The 23,257-nt window shown below is 73.7% G+C and carries 19 protein-coding genes; 11 read left to right on the top strand and 8 right to left on the bottom strand.

The window, feature by feature from the left end; translation table 11 throughout:
* Positions 1 to 142: 142 nt before the first annotated feature.
* Complete coding sequence (locus tag ACI8AD_RS22995; protein WP_456872849.1) at positions 143 to 832, bottom strand: GPP34 family phosphoprotein; 690 nt, start codon at positions 830 to 832, stop codon at positions 143 to 145.
* Positions 833 to 1,093: 261 nt separating this feature from the next.
* On the opposite strand from ACI8AD_RS22995, the gene ACI8AD_RS22990 reads away from it, so the two are divergent.
* The 5 genes from ACI8AD_RS22990 to ACI8AD_RS22970 all read left to right on the top strand — a co-directional run bounded on the left by ACI8AD_RS22990 (position 1,094) and on the right by ACI8AD_RS22970 (position 5,580).
* On the top strand, positions 1,094 to 2,323 hold the full coding sequence (locus tag ACI8AD_RS22990; RefSeq protein WP_456872848.1) for a sensor histidine kinase: 1,230 nt from the start codon (positions 1,094 to 1,096) through the stop codon (positions 2,321 to 2,323).
* Positions 2,320 to 2,985 carry a response regulator gene (locus ACI8AD_RS22985; RefSeq protein WP_456872847.1) on the top strand — a complete coding sequence of 222 codons (666 nt, stop codon included), beginning with the start codon at positions 2,320 to 2,322 and terminating at the stop codon, positions 2,983 to 2,985. The genes ACI8AD_RS22990 and ACI8AD_RS22985 overlap by 4 nt, the downstream gene beginning before the upstream one ends.
* Before the next feature lie 148 nt (positions 2,986 to 3,133).
* Entirely contained in the window at positions 3,134 to 3,259 is a 126-nt protein-coding gene (locus ACI8AD_RS22980) for a hypothetical protein (RefSeq protein ID WP_456872846.1), read from the top strand.
* 154 nt (positions 3,260 to 3,413) lie between these two features.
* On the top strand, positions 3,414 to 3,656 hold the full coding sequence (locus ACI8AD_RS22975) for a hypothetical protein (RefSeq protein WP_456872845.1): 243 nt from the start codon (positions 3,414 to 3,416) through the stop codon (positions 3,654 to 3,656).
* A 262-nt stretch (positions 3,657 to 3,918) separates the two neighbouring features.
* A complete protein-coding gene (locus tag ACI8AD_RS22970) occupies positions 3,919 to 5,580 on the top strand; it encodes an FAD-dependent oxidoreductase (protein WP_456872844.1) in 1,662 nt (553 codons plus the stop codon).
* 58 nt (positions 5,581 to 5,638) lie between these two features.
* On the opposite strand, the gene ACI8AD_RS22965 is transcribed toward ACI8AD_RS22970, so the two are convergent.
* Positions 5,639 to 6,520: a hypothetical protein gene (locus ACI8AD_RS22965; protein WP_456872843.1), complete on the bottom strand. Its 882-nt coding sequence runs from the start codon at positions 6,518 to 6,520 to the stop codon at positions 5,639 to 5,641.
* Positions 6,521 to 6,943: 423 nt separating this feature from the next.
* On the opposite strand from ACI8AD_RS22965, the gene ACI8AD_RS22960 reads away from it, so the two are divergent.
* The 3 genes from ACI8AD_RS22960 (at position 6,944) to ACI8AD_RS22950 (ending at position 10,293) form a co-directional block, all read left to right on the top strand.
* A complete protein-coding gene (locus ACI8AD_RS22960) occupies positions 6,944 to 9,481 on the top strand; it encodes a DUF4062 domain-containing protein (RefSeq protein ID WP_456872842.1) in 2,538 nt (845 codons plus the stop codon).
* Positions 9,482 to 9,758: 277 nt separating this feature from the next.
* The gene (locus ACI8AD_RS22955; RefSeq protein ID WP_456872841.1) at positions 9,759 to 9,992 is read left to right on the top strand and encodes a hypothetical protein; all 234 of its coding nucleotides are present in this window, start codon (positions 9,759 to 9,761) and stop codon (positions 9,990 to 9,992) included.
* A complete protein-coding gene (locus ACI8AD_RS22950; protein ID WP_456872840.1) occupies positions 9,982 to 10,293 on the top strand; it encodes a type II toxin-antitoxin system PemK/MazF family toxin in 312 nt (103 codons plus the stop codon). Before ACI8AD_RS22955 ends, ACI8AD_RS22950 begins: the two co-directional genes overlap by 11 nt.
* Before the next feature lie 367 nt (positions 10,294 to 10,660).
* Here ACI8AD_RS22950 and ACI8AD_RS22945 read toward each other — a convergent pair whose 3' ends face one another.
* Together ACI8AD_RS22945 and ACI8AD_RS22940 are read right to left on the bottom strand one after the other, a co-directional pair.
* The gene (locus ACI8AD_RS22945; RefSeq protein ID WP_456872839.1) at positions 10,661 to 11,383 is read right to left on the bottom strand and encodes a hypothetical protein; all 723 of its coding nucleotides are present in this window, start codon (positions 11,381 to 11,383) and stop codon (positions 10,661 to 10,663) included.
* Positions 11,384 to 11,922: 539 nt separating this feature from the next.
* On the bottom strand, positions 11,923 to 12,171 hold the full coding sequence (locus ACI8AD_RS22940; protein ID WP_456872838.1) for a hypothetical protein: 249 nt from the start codon (positions 12,169 to 12,171) through the stop codon (positions 11,923 to 11,925).
* 442 nt (positions 12,172 to 12,613) lie between these two features.
* On the opposite strand from ACI8AD_RS22940, the gene ACI8AD_RS22935 reads away from it, so the two are divergent.
* Positions 12,614 to 12,763 (top strand): hypothetical protein, encoded by a 150-nt coding sequence (locus ACI8AD_RS22935; protein ID WP_456872837.1) that lies wholly within the window; start codon positions 12,614 to 12,616, stop codon positions 12,761 to 12,763.
* Positions 12,764 to 13,051: 288 nt separating this feature from the next.
* Positions 13,052 to 13,738, top strand: a complete 687-nt coding sequence (locus ACI8AD_RS22930; protein WP_456872836.1) for a Bax inhibitor-1/YccA family protein — start codon at positions 13,052 to 13,054, stop codon at positions 13,736 to 13,738.
* A gap of 233 nt (positions 13,739 to 13,971) precedes the next feature.
* On the opposite strand, the gene ACI8AD_RS22925 is transcribed toward ACI8AD_RS22930, so the two are convergent.
* From ACI8AD_RS22925 to ACI8AD_RS22915, 3 genes are all read right to left on the bottom strand, one after another.
* Positions 13,972 to 16,746, bottom strand: coding sequence for a helix-turn-helix transcriptional regulator (locus tag ACI8AD_RS22925; protein WP_456872850.1), 2,775 nt, complete (start codon positions 16,744 to 16,746; stop codon positions 13,972 to 13,974).
* Positions 16,747 to 17,459: 713 nt separating this feature from the next.
* On the bottom strand, positions 17,460 to 17,903 hold the full coding sequence (locus ACI8AD_RS22920) for a VOC family protein (RefSeq protein WP_456872835.1): 444 nt from the start codon (positions 17,901 to 17,903) through the stop codon (positions 17,460 to 17,462).
* A 263-nt stretch (positions 17,904 to 18,166) separates the two neighbouring features.
* Positions 18,167 to 18,355 (bottom strand): hypothetical protein, encoded by a 189-nt coding sequence (locus ACI8AD_RS22915; protein WP_456872834.1) that lies wholly within the window; start codon positions 18,353 to 18,355, stop codon positions 18,167 to 18,169.
* Positions 18,356 to 19,036: 681 nt separating this feature from the next.
* Between ACI8AD_RS22915 and ACI8AD_RS22910 the strand changes: the two genes are divergently transcribed.
* A complete protein-coding gene (locus ACI8AD_RS22910; protein WP_456872833.1) occupies positions 19,037 to 19,681 on the top strand; it encodes a redoxin domain-containing protein in 645 nt (214 codons plus the stop codon).
* Here the strand turns inward: ACI8AD_RS22910 and ACI8AD_RS22905 are convergent.
* Positions 19,678 to 22,455, bottom strand: a complete 2,778-nt coding sequence (locus ACI8AD_RS22905; RefSeq protein WP_456872832.1) for a helix-turn-helix transcriptional regulator — start codon at positions 22,453 to 22,455, stop codon at positions 19,678 to 19,680. The two genes, ACI8AD_RS22910 and ACI8AD_RS22905, sit on opposite strands and share 4 nt — an antisense overlap.
* Between the last annotated feature and the right edge of the window lie 802 nt (positions 22,456 to 23,257).

Genomic DNA, 23,257 nt, shown 5'->3' with positions numbered 1-23,257 from the left:
CCCCCCCCCCCCGCGGGCACCCCGGGGGGGTTCCCCCTGCGCGGGGGGGGGGGGGCGCCCCGGGCCCCCCCGGGGGGGGGGGGGGGGGGGGGGGATCCTCGCTCCGGCCACCGGTCCTGTCCCGGCTCGTGGCGCATCGGTGTCAGGTGCCCGCCGCGGCGACCCCGCCGGCGGTCGCGGCGACCGCGCCGGTGGTGGCGGCGTCCCGGCGGGCCCGGCGGATGGCGCCCTCGACCGCGGTCGCCACGGGATCCTGCGCGACGGAGGACCGGCCGTGGCGGCGCGCGGGGCCGGCGTCGACCACCACGCGGTGGTGGAGGTCGCCGGCACACACCAGGCGGGCCAGGATCGTGGCCTGGGCGTCGTCCACGGGCCCGGTCAGCGCGGTGGCCACGCGGGTCCGCAGCGCTCGCACGGCGTCCGGGGCGGTGACCTCGTAGGACGGGACGGGCAGCACGCCGAACAGGCGCCGGTCGCGGCGGACCACCGCACCGCTGTCTGCCAGGGACTGCAGCAGGTGCTGCCCGAGCCGGGCCCGCGGCGCCGCCAGGACGTCGATCGCCCGGTCCACGGGCTGTTCGGTCGCGAGCCGGGCCGAGAGGTCGTGCAGCGGGCGGGGTGCTGCCGGGGGACCAGCCGCGGGACCAGCCGCCAGGAGCAGCAGACCGCCCCGCAGTCGCGCCGTGCCCAGGGCCAGGAGGTCGTGCACCACGGCGCCGGCCAGGGCCCGGGGCAGGGCGAGTCCGGTGGGACGGCGCACCGTGGCCCGGACCGGGTGGGCGGTGAGGAGCAGCAGGTCCTCGGCGAGGAGGGTGCTCGAGGGCAGGTACATGACAGGACCTCCAGTCGTCCGGGCCGTGCACCGGTGCACCGCCCGCTCGCCGGGACGGCCGGCGCCGGTTCGAGGGTCGGTCACCCGCACCGGCCGGGTCATCGCCCGCCGGACCGATCCGGCTCTCCACCGCGGGTCGGACGGCTGCCTCGCGGATCGGCTGCCGGATCCGCGCCCGACCTTCCCGGATCCGTCTTCCGGCCAGGACGTCTCTGTCTCGCGGGGGATGAGTTCACCGGGCGCCGCCCCTACCGTTGCCCTGTGCGGAGGTGGGTTCGCCGGGCGCGGGCCGCCGGCGAGGCGCGGCCCCTGCTCGCCGACGCGGCCGCCGCGGCGGTGCTCGCCGTGCTGGGCGTGCTGGCCGTGCGGGTCGGGATCGACACGGCTCCGCCCGGCTACCTGCCGCCGCCGGCGGGGGTGTGGGTCGGGTTGACGCTGGCCCTGGTGCTGCCCCTGGCATTGCGACGCCGGTGTCCGCTGGCCGTCCTGATCGTGGTCACGGTCGTCTTCTTCCCCTACCGGATCGTCGACGTCCCGGACCTGACCGTCTCCGTCGTCGTGTGGTGGCTCGCCCTCTACAGCGCCGGCGCCTACGGGCACGAGCGCTGGCGCAACCGGGTGCGCGGGATCAACGTCGTCGCGGCGCTGGGCTTCCTCGCCTACCGGCTGGTCGTGGCCGCCGGGGCACCGGTGCAGGGGCCGCTGCTGATGCGGGCGGTCTTCTTCGTGCTGTTCAACGCTGCCTTCGTCGTCGCCGCCTGGAGGTTCGGGGACCTCGTCGCCGAACGGCGTGCCCACGAGCGGGCGCTGGTGGACCGCGCGGCCCGGCTGGAACGCGACCGCGCGGAGGAGGCCCGGCGGGCGGTGTTCGAGGAGCGCGTGCGCATCGCCCGCGAACTGCACGACGTCGTCGCGCACCACGTCAGCGTCATGGGCGTGCAGGCCGGGGCGGCGCGCCGGGTCATGACCCGTCAGCCCGCCCGGGCCGCCGAGGCGCTGGCCTCCGTCGAGGAGACCAGCCGGCAGGCGGTGGTCGACCTGCAGCGGATGCTCGGCTTCCTGCGCCAGGAGGACGAGCCCGACGCGCTCGCCCCGCAGCCGCGCCTGGCCCAGCTCGACGCGCTGGTCGCCGAGGTCGGGGAGACCGGTGTCGTCGTGGAGGTGTCGGTCGCGGGACGGCCCCGCGAGCTGCCGCCGTCGGTGGAGGTGTCGGCGTACCGCATCGTCCAGGAGGCGCTGACCAACGTGGTCAAGCACTCCACCGCCGGGCAGGTGCAGGTCTGTCTCAGCTACGAGCCCCGCGTGTTCACCGTGGAGGTGACCGACGACGGGGACACCAGGACCGACGGGGCAGCGGCGCCCGGGGGGCACGGTCTGATCGGCATGCGCGAGCGGGTCGGGCTGCACCGCGGCCGGTTCCACGCCGGGCCGCTGCCCGCCGGTGGCTTCCGGGTCCTGGCCGCCTTCCCGGACGACGGACGGACGCCGTGACCATCCGGGTCGTGCTGGCCGACGACCAGGCGCTCGTCCGCGGTGGCTTCCGGCTCATCCTGGAGTCCGAGGAGGACATCGCGGTCGTCGGCGAGGCCGAGGACGGCGAGCAGGCGGTCGCGCTGGTCGCCGAGTTGCGCCCCGACGTCGTCCTGATGGACGTCCAGATGCCCGGTGTCGACGGGCTCGAGGCCACCCGGCGCATCGGCGCCCTCGGCGACTCCGTCCCGACCCGGGTGCTGGTGCTCACCACCTTCGAGCGCGACGACTACGTCCTCGAGGCGCTGCGCGGCGGCGCCAGTGGGTTCCTGCTCAAGAACTGCCCGCCCGAGGACCTGGTCCTCGCCGTCCGTCGCGTCGTCCGGGGCGACGCCCTGCTCGCACCCTCGGTCACCCGCCGCCTCATCGAGGACTACATCGCCCGGCCGACGCCACGGAGCACGCCGGCGCCGGAGCTGCAGCGCCTCACCGAACGGGAGCTCACCGTCCTCCGCCTGCTCGCCCAGGGCAGGACCAACACCGAGCTCGCCCACGAGCTCTTCGTCAGCGAGGGCACCGTCAAGACCCACGTCTCCAGCATCCTGTCCAAGCTCCGGCTGCGAGACCGGGTCCAGGCGGTGGTCTTCGCCTACGACGCCGGCCTCGTCGAACCCCGACGCTGACGCGCACGGCCGACAGCCCGGTCGCTCGGGGCGCTCGGCCCGGACCCGGCTGCGAGGACCCGTCGAACATTCCCTAGCGGAACGGGCACGACCGGAGTTGACTCCACCCCCATCCGCTGCGGGAGGGCGAGCGGGGGAGGTGCCAGCCGTGCGGTTCCGGATCCTCGACCCGCTGGAGGCCGCTCCCGGCCACCGGCTCCTGGAGCTCGGCCGGCCCGAACAGCGGGTGGTGCTCGCGATCCCGCTCCCGAGCCGCGATCGGGCCGGCCGGTGAGGCCCGTCGAGGCGGCGACGTCTCTCCCATCCCACTGGATCGGGGCAGCGGCACCCGGCCGCCGCTGCGGAAGGAGGACAGTTCGATGCGCACACACGATGGAGGGGCACGTCTGAGCACGAAGCGCCGCGCCGTCGTCGGGCCGGTGGGCCCGATGGCCGTGCGTGCCGTGGCCGTCCGCTCGCTGGCGATCGGAGCGGCGGCGGCCGGAGCGGCCGCGGTCGGTGCCCTGGCGGTCGGTGCTGCGGCGATCGGTTCCCTGGCCGTGGGCCGCCTCGTCATCGGCCGTGCCGAGGTGCGTGATCTCCGCCTGGCCCGGCTGGAGGTCGACGAACTCGTCATCACCAAGCAGACCGGCTCGCTCGCGGACGTCGCGTCCGGCGCCGGCCGACCCTGACCGCTCCGCGTGGCCAGCTCCGGGGCACCGGCTGCGGCGCGCTCCGCGGGCTGACGCCGCTGCCCCGGAGGCCGGACCAGCAGGAACCGTCCGGCGAGACACTCCGGGCCCTGACGGCGGCCCGGGCCTGGAGTGCGGGGGCGGATGTGGCCACCGTCGCGCTCGGGATCGGCCTGTTCCTCACTCGGGCGTCCACGCGACGCCGGGTGCCCGTCGCCCCGGCGGGCCGGTCGTGCCGTCCTGACGTGGAGGGGTGCCTGGCGTGCAACGACCGTTGTTCGTGGTGGTCGACCGGGACCGGTCGACCGTGGACCAGCTCAGCGCCGACCTGCTGCGCCGGTACGGCGCGGACTTCGACACCGCGACGGCCACGTCGTTCGACGACGCCTCGGACCTGCTGGCCCGGCTCCGCGACGACGGCCGGGACGTGGCCCTGATCGTCACCGAGCACTGGTTGGGCGAGTGCACCGGCGCCGTGCTGCTGGCCCGCAGCAAGCAGCTCTTCCCCGAGGCCCAACGGGCGCTGCTGATCGACTACGGCGACCGGCGCTGTGAGCCGGTGATCGTCGAGGGGATGGGTCTCGGCTACCTCGAGCACCACCTGACCAAGCCGTGGCGTCCACGGGAGCACCTGCTCTACCCCGTGGTCTCCGAGGCGGTGGAGGCCTGGGCCCGGCGCAACACCCCGCCGTTCGAGCTGCTCCGGATCGTGGGCCGACGACTGGATCCGGTCGCCTACGAGCTGCGGGAGGCGATGGACCTCAACGGCATCCCGTTCACCTTCGTCGACGAGGGCACCCCGGAGGGGGTCGAGCTGCTGTCCTCCGTGCACGGTCGCAGACCCGACCGGCCGGTGCTCTTCCTGCGCGACGGCCGGGTGCTCACCGAGTACACCCGCGCGGACATCGCCGAGGCCGTCGGCGCACACACCGTGCCCCAGCACGCGTGCTACGACCTCGTCGTCGTCGGGGCCGGCCCGGCCGGCATGGCCGCCGCCGTGTACGGGGCCAGCGAGGGGCTCGCCACGCTGGTCGTGGAGCGGACGGCGATGGGTGGTCAAGCAGGGACCAGCTCCCGGATCCGCAACTACCTCGGCTTCCCGCGCGGTGTCAGTGGTCACGACCTGGCCACCCGCGCCTTCGCGCAGGCATGGATGCTCGGCGCCGAGTTCCTGTTCACCATCGGCGTCACGGCGCTCACTCCGGACGGGAGCAGGACGAGGGTCGGGCTGAGCGACGGTACGACCGTGAGTGCGCGGTCAGTGGTACTGGCCACCGGCGTGACCTACCGGCGACTCGGTCTCCCCCAGCTGGAGGCCCTCGTCGGAGCGGGCGTCTACTACGGGTCGGCCGTCTCCGAGGCACCGGTGCTCCGCGGCGCGGAGGTCTACATCGTCGGCGCGGGCAACTCCGCAGGCCAGGCAGCGATCCACCTGGCCCGCTTCGCCCACCGGGTCACCCTCGTCGTCCGCGGCGACACGCTCACCAGCAGCATGTCGGACTACCTGATCCGGGAGATCGGCGCGGTTCCGAACATCTCCGTCATGCCGTCCACCGAGGTCGTCGACGGACGGGGCTCCGTCCGCCTCGAGACACTCGTCCTCCGGGACCGGCGGACGGACCAGCGCCGGGAGGTGCCGGCGGCCGCCCTGTTCATCATGATCGGTGCGGTTCCCGACACCGCGTGGCTGCCGGAGCAGATCCGCCTCGACGACCACGGCTTCGTCCTCACGGGTCGTTCCGACGGGGGCTACACCGGACCCGGAGCCACGGTCCTACCGTCGGAGACCTCCGTGCCCGGCGTCTTCGCCGCCGGCGACGTCCGTTCCGGGTCGGTCAAGCGGGTCGCGGCCGCCGTCGGCGAGGGGGCGACGGCGATCTCGGAGGTCCACCGCCACCTGTCGCACGCATCCCGGCGCACGTGAAGCCGGGGTGCTCGCTCGGCCGCCGCGGCCGTCACGACGGCGCTGTGGCCCGGGGACGTCAGGAGAGGAACTGCCGGTCGTAGCCGGTGCGCGCACCGGTCAACCGGGCGATCGAGCGCAGGTGTCGTCCGGTGTTGCCGGACTTCCAGAGGTCCCGGTCCTCCGGCGGCCACGCATACGCCGGGGCTCCCTGGTCCAGCAGGCCGGTCAGCCGCGGCTCGCCGAGGCATGCCGCGGAGAACGCGTACAGCTCCGGCAAGCGGGGCGCGATGACCCCGTAGTCGAGCGCTCGGGCCAGCGGTTGCTCGGCCGCGACGGCCTGCCCGACGGGCAGCCGGAGCGGGTAGTGGGTGGGGAAGGACCGGCGGAGGTCGAGGAAGAGCCCCACGGTGGGGCCGCGGGGGTCGGCGAGGGCCGGCCCGAGTCGCGCGAGAGGCCCCAGGGCCACGCGCGGCCGAGCCACCAGGGCGTGGGTGAAGAGCAGCCGCAGCAGGGCCACGTTCATCATGAACCGCTCCACCGGGAGCTCCTCCGCGGCGAGCGGTTCGTGCTCCAGATAGGCCGCGACGACGCTGGCGTTGTGGGCGCGGTACCAGGCCGCGGGGTCCGGACGCCGGATGAACGCCGTCCACAGCGCCACGCTGGCCGTGTCGGCCGTCCCGGGGGCCCCGCCGACCAGGAGGTCCGCCTCGACCTTGTCGCGCAGCAGCCGCTGGTTGACCGCTCGCCACCAGGGGCTACCCGGAGGGTCTGCGTGCACCGGCACCAGCACGCCGCGGGCGAGCTCCCAGCGCAGGAACCTCAGCTCCGCCCGGCCGTACCGCCGCCGTGGCCCGTCGGCGTGCCGGTAGAACCGCCGGGCCAGCTCGAAGCGCCCGACCGGGTCGTCGCGCACCCGGGCCACCTGCCGGTCCGCCCGAGCGGCCGCCGTGTCAGCCACCACGCCATCCTCGCCCCACGACCGCCCGGCCCGATGACCGCCTCGTCGCCCGATCCGGAGTCGGCGACCAGGTGACGCGGCCGCTGGGAGGCGGCATCATGCGCGCACGCCACACCCGCCGGCGCAGGGGAGGGGCGATGCCGGTCACCGAGTCGCGCGACCTCGCCGCCGTCCCGCTCGTCCCCGAGCTGGGGACGGGAGTCGGCGGGCCGACCCCGCCAGGCGTGCTCACCCGCCCGGAGCGCGGTCCGTCGGGACGGCCTCAGCGACCGTCCCGGGCCGGGCACGAGCACGCAGGGGTCGGTGGATCGCCTGGCGCCCGTGCTCCCGCTCCAGGTGGGACCCACCAGGCCGTCGACGGCCCTCGGCCGCGCGGTGCGAGCGGCCGGCCGGCCGCCTGACCTGGCAGGCAAGGGGGCAGTCGTGCCGATCCGGACGCCGGACCAGAGACTCCGGGTGTTCATCAGCTCGACCATGCAGGAGCTGGCCGACGAACGCGTCGCCGTGCGCGGCGCGGTCGAGCGGCTGCGCCTCACGCCGGTGCTCTTCGAGCTGGGCGCCCGACCGCACCCGCCGCGGGAGCTGTACCTCGCCTACCTGCAGCAGAGCGACGTCTTCATCGGCGTCTACTGGCAGTCGTACGGCTGGGTCGCACCGGGCATGACTGTGTCGGGACTCGAGGACGAGTACCTGGCCGCCGCAGGCAAGCCCAAGCTGGTCTACCTCAAGACGCCGGCGCCCGACCGGGCTCCCCGTCTGGTGGAGATGATCGAACGGATCGGCTCGGACGGGCTCTCCTACCGCAGCTTCGGCACCGTCGAGGAACTCGCCGGGCTGGTGGCCGACGACCTCGCCGTCCTGCTCAGCGAGCGGTTCACGCTCCCGGAGCCCCCGCCCACCGGCCACCAGGCCGTGCAGTGGCGGCTGCCCGCCCCGGCCAGCTCGTTCATCGGCCGGGAACAGGAGCTCACCCGGCTGCGCGACCTGCTGACCGACGCCGCCACCCGTCTGGTGACCCTCGTCGGACCGGGCGGGATCGGCAAGAGCCGGCTGGCGGTGCAGGCCGCCGCCGAGGTGCGTGGCTCGTTCCCCGACGGGGTGGCCGTCGTGCCGCTGGACAGCGTCCGTGCCCCCGAGCTGCTGGCCGGCGCCGTCGCGACCGCTCTGGGCCTGCCCGACGGCGGAGGGCGGTCCCCGGAGCAGGTCCTCGCGGCGTTCCTCGCCCCTCGGCGGATGCTGCTCGTGCTGGACAACGTGGAGCAGGTCGTCGGCGGGGCGCCGCTGATCACGCAGCTGCTGGGTGCGGCGCCGGGCCTCACGGTGCTCACCACCAGCCGGGAGGTGCTGCACCTCACCGGCGAGCACGTGGTCGTCGTCCCGTCACTGGGGACCGTCGGAGGCGAGGAGCCGATCGAGGTCCTCGCTCGGTCGGAGGCGGTCCGGCTGTTCATCGACCGGGCCCGCTCCGCGCGGGCCGACGTCGACCTGGACGACGACCAGCTGCGGGCGATCGCCGAGATCTGCCGGCGGCTGGACGGGCTGCCGCTGGCCATCGAGCTCGCCGCAGCGCGGGTCCGGCTGCTCCAGCCGGTCGAGCTGCTGCGCCGCCTCGGGTCGCGGCTCGCCGTCCTCGTCGGCGGGTCACGGGACCTGCCCGAGCGGCAGCGGACCCTCCGCCGGACGGTGGAGTGGAGCTTCGACCTGCTCGACGACGACGACGAGGTGGTCCTCGCGCGGCTCGCCGTGTTCGTCGGGGGGTTCTCCCTGCAGGGGGCGGAGACCGTGTGCGGCGACGAGCGCGCGCCCGAGGTGCTCTCCTCGGTGGCCTCGCTGGTGGACAAGAGCCTGGTCCAGGTGGTTCCCGCCGCCTCGGGCGAGCCGCGGTTCACCATGCTGGACTCAGTCCGTGAGCTCGCGCTCGAGCGGCTGGAGGCCAGCGGCCAGGCCGATCGGGTCCGGGAGGACCACGCGCGGTTCTTCCTCCGGTTCGCGGCCGGTGTCCACCCGGCGGAACGGGGCGCACTCGACCGGTCCGCGCTCGACCGGTACGTCACGGAGTCCGGGAACCTCGGTGCCGCGATGCGCACGTTCCTCGATCGCGGTGCCCTCGTCGAGGCAGCGGGGCTCGGCCGCGCGCTGTGGCAGTTCTGGTGGGTGCACCACCTGTTCCGGCCGGGCATCGGCTGGATGGAGGAGCTGCTGGCGCACGGGCCGGGCCTCACGCCGGCGGTGCGCGCCGATGCCTCGCTCGTGCTCGGGATGCTCACCTTCGAGGCGGGTGAGGAGGACCGCGCCCTACCGGCGTTGCGGACGGCGGTCGAGCTCCACGGCCAGCTGGGGGACGCCCGGTCGGCCTCGCTGGCGAGGATCCCGCTCGGACTGCTCGTGGCCCGCCGCGACCCCGCGGAGGGTGAGGGCCTCCTCGAGACAGCCGTGGCCGTCCTCCGGGAGCTCGGCGACCGGTGGGGCCTCGCCTTCGCGCTGCTCTCCCTCGGCGGGGCGAAGCTCTTCCGCGACCTCCCGGACGACGCCGTGCCGCTGCTCGAGGAGAGCGCCGCGCTCGCCCGGACGGCCGGGACGGAGGTCTTCCTGGGCAACGCCCTGGTGAACCTGGGGCTCGCGCACGCCGCTCGCGGTGACCTCGACACGGCTCACCGGGTGCTGTCCGAGGCGCTCGAGCACAGCCGGGCCATGGACAGCCGGGAGACCACCGCTCGGGCGCTCGACGGGATGGCCGCCGTGACGGTGGCCGCAGGTGATCCCGAGCGCGCCGCCCGTCTCACCGGCGCGGCGGAGGCGGTGCGCCGGTCGATCGGCGCGGACGTCTTCCCACCGGATCGCACCTCCTGGGCACGCACCCGCTCCGTGCTCGCCGAGCGGCTGGGGCCGGTCGAGAGCGCTGCCCGCATCGACGCGGAGGCCCACCGCCCGGTGCGTGACCTGCTCGCCGAGCGGTGGTGACTCGCGGGCTCGACCTGCTGCAGATCGTTCCGGGGGCCGGCGGTCCTCGGTGCCCTGGTGGGTCTCGCACTGCTCGCCGGCGCCGTCCGGGACGCAGTCGCTCCCACACCTCACGGCAGCCATCGAAACAGGACGAGGCCGAGGACGGGCCGCTTCGGTGACGGCCTGATCGCCGGTACCGGCTCGCGACCCTGTCCCTGGGTGGTCGCGTCGTCGGTGACTCCTGGGCCAGGTCTCCCGTCCACCCGTGTCTTACACCCTGGGTCACGATGGGCGGATGGCGGGCACCATCACCTTCCGGCCCGACGAGGACGTCTCGCGGGCTCTGGCCGTGCTGACCCAGGACGGCACACCCGTCTCGGCAGCCGTGCGCGCTGCGCTGATCCGGGCCGCCCGAGCGGTGGCGGCCGAGCGGCTGCGCGCGGAAGCGACCGAACTGGCGGCCGACGAGGCCGATCGAGCGGAGGCGGCGCAGGTGCTGCGGGACATGGAGACGCTGCGTGCGTGGTGAGGTGTTCCGGCTCCGGGCGCCTCGCGACGCCCGCGGCCACGAGCAGTCCGGGCCTCGGTTCGCGGTGGTCGTCCAGTCGGACCTGCTGCCGTTGCCGACCTGGCTGGTCGCCCCGACGTCGACATCGGCGCGGGCGGCGACCTTCCGGCCCGAGGTGGAGATCGGCCCGCAGGTGACCCGCGTGCTGGCCGAGCAGACCGCCGCGGTCGACCCGCAGCGTCTGGGAACCAGCGCCGGGCGCCTGGGCGTCGAGGAGATGCGGCGGGTCGACGCCGCGCTGCGGCTGGTGCTCAACCCGTAGTGATCCGGTCGTTCTGCGGGACGCGACCGACTCACGACCGACAGACCACCCTCGATGCCCGACGATGACCCACGCCGCCCGATGACGTGAACGGTGGCTGAGCCGCACTCCCGTCGCTGGCCAGCCGCCGCCGACACCCTCGAGATCGACTCGCAGGCTCACCGCGCAACGTCCGGGTCCTTGCGTGGGGCAGTCCGCTGCCAGCCCGAGGAGGCCGAGGCCCGTCACCACGCGCGTCAGCCGAGCCCACAGCGAGCAGGACGACCCCGAGACATCCCAGGTGGAACGGCGGCCCCTGGCGGCGGTCCTCCAGCACGTGGAACGGGGCTCGTGAGCCACCCGCTGACCGCCGTCCTCGGCGATACGGCTAGCCCTGCGGTCCGAAGACAGCGCCCCAGAGCTGTCGCGCCGGCAGGGTGTCCTCTCCGGTGCGGTACTGCAGGTGGCGGAGCTCCATCTGCAGCTCCGGGTCCCCGGACCTGACCTCGTTGCGCGGCAGGTGCATCGCGAACGGACGGTCGAAGTCGGTGGTGCCGGCGTTGACGATGGCGAAGTAGTCCGACGTCGGGCCCCCCGCAGCGGGATAGACGATCCACACCGTCGTGCCGGGAACGTCGCATGGCTGCAACGTCAGATCCTCGCCCTGCGCCACGCGCGCCACACCGACGCACAAGCCGGTCTCGATCCCGTACGGCGCGTACTCCTGCTGCACCGCGTTCAGGTGGCCGTAGTGGCTGTTCGCCTCCGCGGACACCATGCCGTCTGCGAAGAAGTCGGAGACCGTGCCCCCGCCCGTGGCCCTGCCGGGCTTGAAGTCCTCGGACGGGTCGGTGCCGGTGGCTGGCTTCAGGCCGACGGGCTGCCCGACTCGTGCAGCTCCTCCGTCGAGGACGGCTTCGACGAAGTTGGGGTCGGCGAAGGTTCCCAGCTCGCTGCTGAAGACGGAGATGCACCCTGCGCCGCATTCCGGGGTGGCCGCCTGTGCCGGGGCGGTCGCCACCGTGCTCAGGCCGCCAACCAGCGTGAACGTCGCCGCGGCAGTCAGTGCCGTCCTTCGTGCCGACAGCACCTGGGTGGACGATCGGCTCATGACGAGTCCTCCTCACAGGACCTGATGACTCTCTGGGGTGATGACACAGGCGTGTCTGAGATCGCAGCAGTGGTGTGCAGTGAGGCGGCGTCCTCGATCCACTCCGGGGGATGTCGAGGTGGCACGTCCGAGGTCTGGTCGCGGTCTCGGCAGTGATGGACGTGGCGCCTTCCTGTGGTTCGCGCCATGAACAGTCGTCGTCCCTGGGGCCCGTCGCACCAGTGGACGCCCTGGCGACTCTGCGGTCGCAGTCCCTGGTGTCCCGGTCACCGATGAGCGCTGTTCGGAAGCGGCGGACGGATGGGATCTGCGCGCCGCGGCGCTGATGAGGGGTCCGTCGCTGGCCCCGGTCCGTGCGTCCGGGGAGCGGACCGGTGCCGTCACCGGGTGAGACGGCCGACGTGGAGGAGCACCCCGCCCGTCCACGGACCGTTGACAGATCGGCCAGTCCTCGCGCCCGGGGCCCTGGACGCCCAGGGACAGGGGCGCCGGCCACACGTCGCCCCCGTCGAGCTGCGGCGCGGATCCGTGGACCGGCCTCAGGCGGCGTACGCCAGGACCCTCGCGGGCACGCCGTGCGCGGCGGCGTAGGCACACGGGTGCGTGAACGCGTCCCGGGCTCGGTCGGCGTCGACGTCCACCCGTAAGCAGGTGCCGGACTGCCAGTTCCACAAGACCACCAGCGCCCGCGCGGAGATCCGGTCCCAGTACAGGATGACCTCCACCGTGGCGTGCTCGCGGCGCGCGAGCTCGAGGAGCCGGTCCGGGTCGGTGTGTGCTCGCGTCATGGTGCTCACTCCCGTCTCACCCGGCCGGTGGCGGCGTCGCCCTCGGTGGACCGCGTCCTCGTCGGGTTCGGGTGCGGATGGGTTCACCGTGGTGCGGCGCGTCCCGGATCGCCCCAGGGGATCGCCTGGCCTCGTCCCGGGGCGCCGGCCGGACGGGCACAGGGAGGGGCCAGGGAGGTCCCGGGTGGGACCGGCGGTCCCGGCCCAGGACCGTTGCGACGTCGGGCTGGCCGACGGTCCGTACCGGACCAGTTCGCGGTGCTGTCAACTCCTCGCCGGATGTGCGACGCGGCCGGAGACTCAGCGGGAGGTCCTCGCGCTGCAGGGAGAGCTGGTTGCCGGCCATCCGGCGCTGGTGCAGCGAACCCTGCTCGTCCAGTAGCAACTAGAGGCCGAGCTCGCTGCCGTGCTGGTCGGTCTCGCCGGGAGGCGGACCCCGGCCGTGCGGACGACGGTCGCCGTCGCCGGCATCGCGGTCCTGCGCGTCGCCGTCTGCTCGTGGCAGGTCGGCACCGCTGTGTCCGTCGAGGCGACTGCGCAGGAGGCGCTCGCTGGACTCTCGCAGGTGCTGGGTGGTGCTGAACCCGACTGAAGCTCCAACGAGGCGCTCCGTACGGCCGGGAGGTCACGGGACGGTCAGCGGACAGGAGTCCTCTTCACGAGCGCCGAGCCTGCGCGGTGCGGAACCGGTCGCACACCGTGCCCTGGGCATCGGCTCACCGGCTCGCCGCCTGACGAGGGCGGATGGCTGCCAGGGCGGTCACGGGTGCGAACGCGTCGGCCGGTCGGACACGGTGGCGATGCGCCGGCGAGTGGGTCGGCGTACCCGACGAACGGCTCGACCGACCGGCTGAGCCGCCCTCCGCGACAAGGGGTCACGATGTCTGCCAGTACGTCCACGAGAGTCGAGGTCGCCGAGCCTGCTCTCACCCGCGACCAGTCCGCGACTCTGCTCGGCAAGACCATGGGGCTGCTCGCGCTGACCGCAGGCTCGTTCGCGGTAGGTGCCTTCCTCGCCCGCGGGGCGCCCGGCCAGTGGGGCTGGGTCTTCTTCCTCTCGTCCTTCGGCCTCCTCGTGGGCCTGCAGTCAGCGGCCCGGCGGTCGGAGCGGGCTGCCGTCGTCGTCCTCCTGCTCTTCGGCGCCCTGCTCGGTGCCGCCGTCGCTCCGGTGCTCGTGGCGTACGGCGAGGCCGACGCCGATGCACTGTGGCTGTCCGGTGCCGGCGCTGGGCTCATCGTGGCGGGGTTCGGTGCGGCCGGCTACGCCACCCGGCGCGACCTGTCCGGGCTCGCGCGCCACCTCTACTGGGCACTGGTCGCCCTGGTCGTCGCGGGGATCGTGCTGGTGTTCGTCGAGATCCCTCACGGGGCGCTGGTGTACTCCGTCGTGGGCCTCGTCGTGTTCGCTGCGCTGACCAGCATCGACTTCCAGCGGCTGCGGAAGGCCAGGGACCTCCGTACCGCACCGCTGTTGGCCGCGTCGATCTTCCTCGACCTCCTCAACCTGTTCCTCCTGTTGTTGAACCTCTTCTCGACCGGTGGGCGATCTGGGGGCGGCACGCGATGACTCACCGGTCATCCGAGACCGAGGCCCATCCGGTGGACTGGTGTGCCTCACCGATCCGGCACTGTCGTCGGATCCCGGCCGCTGGACCTCGGTGGTGTCGAACCGACCGAGCCCGGGCAACGGCATTCCCGGCGCCGAGCACCAGCCGTCGGGGGAGCCGTCTTCCGACCGTGCAGGGATCCCCCCGCCGAGGCGCGACGGTTCGAGTCGCCCCTGCGCCACCGGTGTCCCGGCTAGGTGGCGACCGGGAATCCGGTCTGGTCGGGCATCAACCGCTCGAGATCTCTCCGCGTCTTGACCCCGAGTTTTTCGTAGACCATGCGCAGATGCCACTCGACGGTCCGGGGACTGATGTACAGAGCGGCTCCGATCTGCGGATTGGTGAGGCCATCCACAGCCAGTCGGGCGATGTGGCTCTCCTGGGCCGTGAGCTCCCCAGTGGTCTCGACCGAGCGCTTGCGCACCGTCTCCCCGGTCGCGAGGAGCTCGCGCCGCGCGCGCTCGGCGAAGGCCTCGGCGCCCATCTCGACCAGCGCCTCGTGTGCCGTCCGCAGCTGCGCCCGGGCGTCCACGCGCCGCCGGTCGCGACGCAGCCACTCGCCGTAGAGGAGCTGGGTCCGGGCCAGGTCCATGCGCATCCGGGTCCGGCTGAGCCGCTCGATCGCCTCGCTGTAGAGGTCCTCGGCCACCTCGCCTGCGCTGAGCAACGCGCGGCAGCGAGCTGCCAGGCCCAGGGCCCAGTCCGTGCCCGTGGCCGTCGCTTGCGCAGCCATCTCCTCCAGCGCCTGGGCGGCGCGGGCCGGCTGACCGCTGCGGCTGGCCGCTTCGATCAGCTCCGGTAGGACCAGGGTGGCGAACCCGAGTTCCGGCGGGTGCGCAGCTGCGTGCTCCGCAGCGGTGAGGGCCTCCCCGTACCGTCCGAGCCCGTTGTAGAGGACGGCCTCGGCGTGGTCGACCAGGGTGAGGCCCATGCCCTCACCTCGCGGGACGAGCTCGTCCCGGGTCGTCCGGATCAGCGCCGCTGCACGCGGCTCCCGGCCCTGCCGTGCCGCGAGCGCCAGAGCGCCGTAGGGCGGCAGCCGGTTGCCGGTCACGTCGGTCACCGCGGCGACTTCGTCGACGAGCGTGGCGGCCTCAGACAGCTCACCGGCGTGGAGGAGGAACCCGATGCGCGCGCTGAGCGCGAGGGGCAGCACACCGAGGGCGCCGGCCTGTCGTGCCAAGCCGATGTGGCGTGCACACAGGACGTCCCATCCCTCGTCGTCCCACACGTCGTGTGCGGCGTGGGTGGCCAACCACAGCCACCGGAGGGCCTCCATGTCGGGCAGGTCCTCGGTGCTGAAGGCGGTCACCGCGTGCCTCACCAGCGGGGCACCCGCAGCGTGCCCTCGGGTGATCATGAGGGTCAGACCCGTGAGGAGGAGGTCCGCCGGCCGTGCCGACCGCGGTGGACCCATCCGTGCAGCCGCCTCCGCCACCTGCACCACACCGACGTCACCGGCCAGGCGACCCACGAAGAGCGCGGCGGTGAGGGCGTCGCGGTAGGTGTCGCGTGCGAGGGCGGCATGCACCTGCTGCAGCTCTCCGGCGGCGTCGAGCAGGAGTCGGGGAGCGCGCCGGCCGTCCGCGGACGTGAAGGCGATCTGGCCGCGTATGACCCCGGCGCGGGCGCGCTGGAGGTCGTCGAGCGGGCCGGCCTCGGCCGTGGCCAGCAGGTCCAGCGCGGCCTCACGGTCCCCGGCCTGCTGGGTGACCTGTGCCGCCGTCAGGAGCCGGGCCGACCGCCGGGCCGGATCGAGGGTCAGCCCGGCGGACCGTTCCAGGAAGGCGGCCGCCGCGGCCAGCCCGCCGTGGTCGAGCGCACGGCCGGCCGACGCCTCCAGTTCTGCGGCGACGGCCTCGTCGGGACCCACGGCGGCATGGGCGCGGTGCCAGGCTCGGCGGTCAGGATCCCGATCCGGGTCGGTGGCGTCGGCAAGCGCCCGGTGGACCTCACGCCGCTCCGCGTGGGTGGCCGACCGGTAGAGCGCCGAGCGGACGAGAGGGTGCCGGAAGCGCACTCGGTCCCTGAGTTCCACCAGCCCCGCCGTCTCGGCTGCCAGCACGTCCTCGAGCCGGGTGCCGAGGCGCCCGGACGCGCGCCGCAGCAGCGGGATGTCACCGACCGGCTCGGCGGCTGCGGTCAGCAGCACCTGCTGGGTCGCTCGGGGGAGGAGCTGCACCTGCCGCAGGAAGCCCTCCTCCAACCGGCGGGTGAGGGAGCCGGCGTCCCCGCCTCCGTCACCGCCGAAGGCGAGGTCGGCCGCGGACAGGCCGTGTGGCAGCTCGAGCAGTGCCAGGGGGTTGCCGTGGCACTCCGCCAGGATGCGCTGTCGCACGCGGGGATCCAGGGGTCCGGTCACCGTCGTGTCCAGCAGAGTGGCCGCGTCGGTGTCGGACAGTCCGTAGAGCGGGAGTTCCGGCAGCCCGGTGAAGGGAGTCCCGTCGTCGGAGCGGCGTGCTGCGACGACCATGGCGATCGGCTCCGCCTCGAGTCGGCGTGCGACGAACTCCAGCGTCTGGGACGAGGCCCGGTCCAGCCACTGGACGTCGTCGAGGACGCAGAGCAACGGCTTGTCCTCGGCGAGGGCCGACAGCAGGGTCAGCACGGCCAGGCCCACCCCGTAGCGGTCCGGCGGGTTGCCTGTCTGCAGGCCGAAGGCCGTGCGGAGCGCTTCCTGCTGCGGTGGGGGCAGCGTTCCCAGCCGTCTGAGGTGGGGGCCGCACAGCTGGTGCAGGCTCGAGAACGCCAGCTCCATCTCCGCCTCGACCCCTGCCGCGCGGACGACCTGGCACCCCGCCGCGCGGTTCAGGACGTAGTCGAGCAGCGCCGTCTTGCCGATGCCGGCCTCGCCCCGGAGCACCAGGACCTGGCTGCGTCCGGCCTTCGCCGTGGCGACGAGCGCGTCGAGCCGGTCACACTCGTCTCGCCGTCCCTGCAGTCGCGGCCGGGCCGTACTCTCCTGCATCGTCACGATCCCTCGGTCGTCGGCGGGTCTCGAGGAAGGGTGGCGAGGGCGGTCCGGAACTCGCGCCCGGGAGATTCCCGGGTCGTTGCTCGGCACCTCACCCGCGAGCGCGGCGTTCGAGCGCGGACGAGCCAGGGACTTCCCCGGGGCGACGGCCGGGCCGACGCGCTGGGGACGCGAACCGCTCGACGCCGCGTCGGAAAGGCGCCGCCGTGCGCCGGTGTGGCGCGGCTGCCCACCTGCTCGGGCGAGCGAGCCCAGCCCCTGGAGGAGCCTGGCGGCGATCAGCGCGCCGGCCGCGGGGGCCAGCGCGCAACAGCGACGCGACGGTGATGAGCAGCAGCCCGGCGCGCAGGCTCCAGCGCCGCTCGAGGAATCGATGAAAGCGCCGGCGCGGGGGCGGGAGCGCAGCCCCGGTCAGCAGGTGGCCGGCGACCCACTGGACCCCGGTCGCCCGCGCACGCAGCTCGTGACCGGTCGCCGGAGACGCCACGATGGCGACGGACGCGTCGAGGAGGGGCACCGGGGAGGCGAGGACCGTGGCGGCGATGAGGGCGGCGTCGGCCTGGCTGCGCAGGGCCAACGGACTGCTCCCGGGCGTCGCGGTCCTCGCCGGCCACCGCGGCCCGCTCGCCGCTGGCCGACCCGCGGGATCAGCGGCGTCGGCCGCCTGGGCCCCACATGAGCAGGACTCCCGTCGGGTGGCGATCCGGTCAGCGGCCGGGCAGGCGTTGGGTGATCTCCTGCAGCACCCAGCCGTTGCCGTCCGGGTCGCTGAACACGGCGTGCGACTGGTAGCTCTGGCCGTCCGGAGCCGGACCCGGCTGCCGCACGCTCGGGTCCTCCGGGTGGAAGCGCCCTGCCGAGCCGTGGAAGACCTCGCTCACGGGAGCACCGCGTTCGAGCAGGTCGGCGCGGGCGGCCTGGATGTCGTCGGTGACCAGTAGCAGGCCCTGCTGGGATCCTGGCGTCATCGTCGTGATGCCGATGCCGAAACTGATGGAGCATGCCGACCCCGGGGGCGTCACCTGCACGATGCGGAAGTGCTCGCCTGCAGCGATGTCGGCGTCCTCGCGCCAGCCCAGCCCCTTGTAGAACTGCTTGGCACGGTCGACGTCGGAGACGGGCAGGATGACGACCTCGAGCTTCACGTCCATGGTGCTGCCTCTCTGTGTGGTGGATCTGTTCCGTGGGTGGATCGGACCGGCGCCGGCACGCCGGCAGAGCCGCTCGGAGTCGTTCGGCACAGCCGTCCCGTGCACCAGCGGTGCACGTAGGTCCTCGCGTGCGGCGCATCCGTCGCCGGGGACACCTCCGGGGAGTCCCTCGACGAGCGCGACGCGAGTGCCTCCCCGTCAGCTCCTCGGCGCGGAGTTGCCGGGTGACCTACCGCCGATGGCGGTGACCCCGGGATCACCGTTCACTGCCGGGTTCCCTGGATGTGGGCGCTCGCCTCGGTGTAGGCCTGCTCAACGGTCTTCCCCTGGTCGCGGGCCACGATGAAGGCGGCGTACCACCCGGACCAGTGGTGCGGCGGTGCGCTGGGTTCGTAGCGCCCGTGGTTGTCCTCCGCCTCGCGGAGGAGCTCGGTCAGTCTCGTGACGTCCATCAGTGGTCCTCGGATCCGGCGTCAGGAGCGCGTCGTGTGCAGGTGGAGCGACCGCAGCTCCTCGCGCGGGTGGGTGAGAGCGGCAGGCCACGCGGCGCCGCCACGCCCCGGCCGCGGTCCGCCCCCGGTGCGGCCCCGGCGGACGTCGAGGCCCCTCCCGGCACGGTGGAGGACGCCACCGCCACGGGGCCCCCGGCTCGACACCGGATGGCCGGTGATCGACGCGGACGGACGGCTGCGAGCCGGGCGGCGTCAGCGGGAGGGCGGGGGAAGTCCTCGGCTCGGACGAGATCCACGACCTCCCGCCTTCCCCGGGCCCCGGTGAGCTGTTCGACGCGGTCGGCGGCGGACACCGGGATCACGCCGCCCGCGACTTCCAGGTCCACGATCTGGACTCCTCGCTGTCGGAGCCGACACCGGCTGGTCGCCGGCCCTCACAACGGTTGCGCCGGGGCATCCGCGTCGCCCCAGGGCAAGTCCCTGGTCCGCCGCTCCGTGGCGACGACCGCCGACGGGATGTCGGCCGCGCGTGGTGCCGGGCGCGGACCAGGGACTCGCCCTGGGGCGAGGACCGCCACCGAGCGCGACAGTCGACCGGCCGGCGCCTTCGCACGAGACGACTGCCTCGATGCCAGTGGGGCTGTCCGCGGGCGCCGGTCATCGATGAGAGGCGGTAGGGCCATGCGATCCGACATCGTCCCGGGCGGCGTCTTCCCCGACTACGCGCTGCCTGACCACACCGGTACCGTCCGCACGCTCGGCGAGCTGCAGGGGCACGACCCCTTGGTCCTCGTGCTGGCTCGGGGGCACTACTGCCCGAAGGACCACCAGCAGCACCTCGAGCTCGCGTCGTTCTATCCCAAGATCGCCGTGGCCTACACCCAGGTCGTGACCATCACGACCGACGACCACCACGAGCTGCAGGAGTTCCGCGCCTCAGTGGGAGCGTCGTGGACCTTCCTCTCGGACCCGGGACGCGTGGTCCAGCGCGACCTCGACATCCGGGAGTACACCGACCCCGAGCACGATCCGATGATCCCTCACACCCTCGTCCTGAAGCCGGGACTGGTGATCCACAGCGTCTACAACGGCTACTGGTTCTGGGGCCGGCCGTCCGTCTACGACCTGTGGCACGACCTGCGGACGGCCTCGGCGCAGATCCGCCCCGACTGGGACCTCAGCAGCCCCGGGCTGCCTGAGGCCTGGGCTTCGGGGGACTGGTCGCTCTTCCACGGGTGGGACCGTCGCTCTTCCACGGGTGGGACCGGCGCCGTCGTGACACCTCCTCGGCGGAGTGACGACGATGTGACGGCGGTGCCGCACTAGACGGTCGTGGGCTCGTGCTCGGTCACCGGTAGCGCTCGCCGCAGCTCCCGCCGGGTGGTGGCGCCGACCTTCGCGAAGATCTTGCGCAGGTGCCACTCCACCGTTCGGGGACTGAGATACAGCTCGGCGCCGATCTCCGGATTGGTCAGCCCCTGCGCGGCGAGCCTGGCGATGTGGGCTTCCTGCGGCGTCAGTTCGCTCGAGATCTCGACCCTGCGCTTGCGCACGGACTCTCCGGTGGCCAGCAGCTCGCGTCGAGCGCGCTGAGCGAACCCCTCCACGCCCATGGCGGTCAGCGCCTCGTGGGCGGTCCGCAGCTGGGCTCGGGCGTCGACGCGTCTCCCTTCTCGTCGCAGCCACTCGCCGTACAGCAGCTGTGCCCGCGCGAGGTCGACCCGCACTCTGGTGCAGGCCAGCCTGCTGATCGCCTCCCGGTACAGCTCCTCAGCGGTGACACCGCCCTGCAGCAGTGCCCGTCTGCCGGCCTCGACCCCGAGCGCCCAGTCCGTGCCGCTGGCTGCTGCCATCGTCGACAGCTGCTCGAGTGCGGCGGAGGCCGCGGCGGTGTCGCCAATGCGCACGCCCGCTTCCACGGCCTCCCCGAGGGCCCACTTCGGCGGCCCCAGCTCCAGCGGGTCGACCGTGGCCGCCTGGGCTGCGACCAGGGCCTGCCCGTAGCGGCCGGTGGCGTTGCACAACACGGCCCGCGACCACTGCATCATGTTGACGCCCACGCCCTCACCTCGGGCGGTGAAGTCCCGGAGACAGTCGTGGATCGACCGATCGGCTTCCTCCCGGCCGCGGACGGCAGCCAGGGACACCTCGGCGTACGGCGCCAGGGACACCTCCCCGCCGGTGACCTCGGCCACCGACCGGATCTCCTGGAGCAGGGACTCCGCGGCGGTGAGGTCGCCGGTGAACAGGTGCACGAAGACCCGGCTGGTGAGTGCCAGGGGAAGGGCGCTGAGCGCCCCCGTCGAGCGCGCGACGTCCAGGTGGCGCTGGCTCAGTCGGTCCCATCCGGCGTCGTCCCACAGGGAGACCGCGGTGGAGGCGGCGAGCCAGGCGAAGCGCAGCGCCTCGTCCATGGCCAGTTCTCCGGTGAGGAACGCCTCGATCGCCTCGACCGAGGCCGGGACCGCCGCGGAGTACCCGTCGGTGAACAGCGTCGCAAGTCCCTGCAGCAACAGGTCGCCCTTGCGCGGTGTGCGCGGCGCGGGGGCCTGCCGAGCCGCCTCCGCCACCTGCCGTGCGCCCGGGCCCTCGGCCAACCGGCCGGCGAACAACGACGCGGACAACGCATCGAGGTAGGTGTCGCGGGCGAGATCGGCATCGAGCGGTTCGAGTCGTCGGGCCGCCGCCAGGAGCAAGGGGAGGGCCTCGCTGCCGCGGTTGGCGGCGAAACTCATCTGGGCCTTGAGCAACTCGATCCGTGCCACCTCCGCCTCCCCCAGCGGGCAGAGCTCAGCGATGCTCACCAAGGCCGTGGCGTCGCCGAAGGCACCCGTGGTGATCTTGGCCTGGGCGGCGTCCAGCGAGCGCTGACCCCGACGAGCCGGGTCGGGCGTGAGCGCTGCCGAACGTTCGAGGAAGGCGGCTGCCGCCGACAGGCCGCCGTGCGCGAGGGCCCGCCCGGCGGATGCCTCGAGCTCACCGGCGACCGCCTCGTCCGGGCCGACCGCCGCGCACGCACGGTGCCAGGCCCGGCGATCGGGATCGAGCTCGGGATCCGTGGCCTCGGCGAGCGCTTGGTGGACCGCGCGCCGTTGCACCTCACCGGCCGAGTGGTAGATCGCCGAGCGGACGAGTGGATGCCGGAAGCGGACCCGGCCACCGAGCTCGATCAGGCCGGTGTCCTCGGCCGCCGCGACCGCATCCGAGGGGATGCCGAGACGCCCGGCGGCCCGCCACAGCAGCGGGACATCGCCCAGGGGCTCGGCAGCGGCCGTCAGCAGGAGCTGGCGGCACGGCGGAGCCAGCGGCTGGACCTGGCGCAGGAACTCCTGCTCCAAGCGGTGTGCCAGTGGAGTGGCGACCGTCCTGACGTCGCCGCCGAAGGCGAGCTGGGCCGTCGACAGCCCCCTCGGCAGCTCGAGGATGGCCAGCGGGTTGCCGTTGCTCTCCGCCAGGATCCGCTCCCGTATCCGCGGATCCAGGGTGCTGGTGACCGTCGCCTCCAGAAGGGCTGCCGCGGCTGCCCGGTCGAGCCTCTTCACCTCGAGTTCTGGGAGCCCGGTGAGTCGGCTGTGCCGGTCCGATGAGCGGACCGCGAAGACCAGGGTCACCGGATCGGCCGCGAGTCGTCGCGCGATGAACTGCAGCACCTGCGTCGATTCCTGATCCAGCCACTGGGCGTCGTCCACGAGGCAGATGAGGGGGCGTTCCTCGGCTGCCTGGGAGAGCAGCGTCAGCACCGCCAGGCCGATGAGGAAGCGGTCGGGTGCGCTGCCGCTGTGCAGACCGAACGCCGTACCGAGCGCCTTGTGTTGAGGAGCGGGCAGACGGTCCAGCCGGCTCAGATACGGGGTGCAGACCTGGTAGAGGCCCGCGAACGGCAGCTGCATCTCCGACTCGACGCCCGCTGCACGCGTCACCGCGCATCCCGCGGCGCGGTCGAGCATGAACTCGAGAAGCGCCGTCTTGCCGATGCCCGCTTCACCGCGGAGCACCAGCACCTGGCTCCGGCCCGCCTTCGCGGCCGCCACCAGGCTGCTCAACCTCTCGCACTCACTGCGTCGTCCGAACAGAGCCGGTCGTCGGTCCGTGTTGGGCATGGCGTCACCGTCGGGGGTCGGGTCGAGCGGGCAGCACGGCCTGGAGCGAGGCCGCTGAGGAGAGGCAGGGACGTCGCCCGTCGCCGGCTGGCCAGCCGGGCCCGGTCGGCCGGAGCGGGGTGCGCTCAGGGCTGGGCGGACGAACCCAGCGGGCTGCTGCGCCCCGCGCCGACCGCGAGGCGGGGACGAGTCAGCCGTGCCTCGACGAGATCGCGGTGGCGCATGCGACGTCCCCCTCGGTCAGGGCGGCGATGGCTGTCGCCCACCGCCGGGACGGGCTCTCCGGGAAGTACCGCTTCGCCCGCGAGAGTGACTCTCGCGAGCCGTCGCCACCACCGTCCTGCCGCCGAACGGGCCACCGGGGTCTCGGGCGTGCGGCGAGCCGCAACGCCCCGTGGTACGTGTCCGCCTCAGGGTCGCCCCGGACGGACGAACCCGGCGCACGGAGGACCGTCCAACCGGGAGGGGAATGCTCGCCGGCCGCCCCGCAACCGACCAGGGCGTGCACGGGTGCGACGGGCACGGGAGGACAGCAGGCTCGGTGGCGGACAGGACGACTGGTCAGGCGTTCACCGCCCGGTTCGCACCCTGCTCCTCATCACCGGCTGGTGGCGGCGCGGCGGACGAGGCGTCGCCCATCGCACACCTGGAGGCGACATGGGTACCTACACCACCAAGGACGGCGTGGACATCTTCTTCAAGGACTGGGGCGCCGGTCAGCCGGTGGTGTTCAGCCACGGCTGGCCGCTGACCGCCGACGCCTGGGACCCGCAGCTGGACCTGGTCGCCTCGGCCGGGTACC

This window comes from Geodermatophilus sp. SYSU D00766 (assembly GCF_054049915.1).
This window is presented reverse-complemented; position numbering and strand designations above follow the sequence as displayed.